This window comes from Limnospira sp. (assembly GCF_051859755.1).
GTDB classification, from domain to species: domain Bacteria; phylum Cyanobacteriota; class Cyanobacteriia; order Cyanobacteriales; family Microcoleaceae; genus Limnospira; species Limnospira fusiformis.
On the sequence record NZ_JBIMLI010000298.1, the window covers coordinates 1 to 1,926 of the forward strand.

At 49.3% G+C, this 1,926-nt stretch carries 2 pseudogenes; both read right to left on the reverse strand.

The annotated features are described in order from the left end of the window. Positions 1-1,025: pseudogene (locus ACTIE0_RS24075) on the reverse strand (ISKra4 family transposase); the annotation flags it as partial. Positions 1,026-1,238: 213 nt separating this feature from the next. Beyond that, positions 1,239-1,445: pseudogene (locus ACTIE0_RS24080) on the reverse strand (IS1 family transposase); the annotation flags it as partial. Positions 1,446-1,926 lie beyond the last annotated feature (481 nt).

A 1,926-nucleotide genomic window follows, 5' to 3' on the forward strand; every position in this document is an offset into this window, starting at 1 on the left:
GCCTCAACACCTTCGGCACATTCTCCCTTCGCCATTGTGCCCCCGGCAACTTCACCCTCATCCCAATTTGTTTCACCAACGACTCCACCCGACCCCAACCAATCGATTGCCCCGCTTCCTGCCCAGCCTGGTAGTCTATAATCCTAGTCTGGTGATGCTTTAAGTAATTGATAAACCCCGTCGCTCCCCGACATGGCTCTGGGCGTAGATACTCAATTGCCTTCTGGGTCTCTCCTCGCCATAGCAGTGCTCGCATCTGCGACTGTTGAGCCGGTGTTCCTTGCACCTTGTTGGCATTTTCCATTATTAGATACCAATCGAGCACTTCCATCCGTTGCTGTGATGTCCCCATCTCACTGACAATGTTCCACACCCCCTCATGACCATCTCCAAGACAGGTAAACTGCTCCCCTAGGGGTTGGGCATTCACCCCACTCCAGTAGTCCTTGATTATCTTTAAAGAACGCTACACCCCCTTGCTCATGAACATTTAACCCTTTGTATTCTCTCCACTCACAGGGTTGACTCTCCTCAGTGGGCAGGCGAACCATTCCTCCATCTAGGCTCAGTTCCGTGTGGGGGGTCAGTTATCTCCACCTCACACCAGTCCTCTCGCTGTACAAGGCGTTGGAGCGTACTGTGGGAGATGCTCATCCCGGTCAGTATCGTGATATCCTCTTCGGCTCGTTGGTAAGCGTTATTAGCACTAACGAGCAAGCAACACTTCTCAAAGTATGGACTCCAACGAGTCCCTGGCTTCACTTGCAGTTGTTGACCTTGAGCGGTAGTGAGGGTGAGTTTACCGAGGATACTGGTCAGGGTGAGTTGTTTTCCGCTGTGGCGGTCTGTTGCCTGGTCGATAAAAAAACTCCTAGTTGAGGCAAGACGTGTTCTTGAGTAAGAGCACGAACACTCTTCTCAATGGCTTCAAGGGCGGTGAGTTCAGCAGGGTTAGCTTCGCTGTAGAGAATGGCCGCAATCGCGTCAAGGTGTTGCTGGAGTTGAGCTGGTTTCTGAGAATCCATGAGTAGAGGGAGGGTGAGTGGTGCTTCGCTCATTATGTAGGGCTGTGGGTGAAGGTTGCACTAAGTACAATTACTCATTTCTTAACTGAGATGCACCCAACGTGAGACTATTTGAGTAGGGGTCGAGAGAGATGTCGCCATCTCCCCCTCCCATACAAAACCGTGCTTGCGAGTTTCCCAGCACACGGCTCCTAATTTGACGGTACTGGTCACTTAAGGTGGCAAGTCTCGAAAGCTCCTCAGAGAAAGCCTTGGGCCAACACTCACCGCTCGTGAGGCGAAACCGAGCGCCATGGCAGGAGTCTCCCAACTCGACCATCGCGGTCTAACCCAATTATGGATTAAACGCTGTACCGAGAGTGCTCGCTCGAGTCCTGATGGCGTTTTGGCGTAGAGATTTTGTCGGCGTCGAAAGGCACTATAGCATTAGTCAAGGTGGTTAGGACGCAGTTTGATTCTCTCCATGATGCCATGGATTCTGTTCTCAAGGCTGCGTCCTAACCGTATTGACTAGTGCTATAGAAGATAAAAAGCAATCACCCCATCTCCCAATCAACAGAGATGATATTGATGATGATGGTTGGCGTAAGCCCTAACACCTAACAGCCTAACAGCCTAACAGCTAACCACATACCCCAATAACTTAATCACCCCCTATGGTTTCTGACTGTAGGGGGTGTCTATGTATTTTTTGCTAACAGTCTAACTGCAACAGTCTCATTAAATGTCAATTTTTTCATTAGGTCAAGTGCCAACAGTCTAACTGCAACAGTCTAATTACGGGTTTATATGAATGCTTACCCTATCATGTCCAGATAATACCCAGAACTACTTTACCCCTAACAGATAGCTTTACCTACAACCTACGACTAAGATTTTTGGGTAAGGTGATTATGTTGGT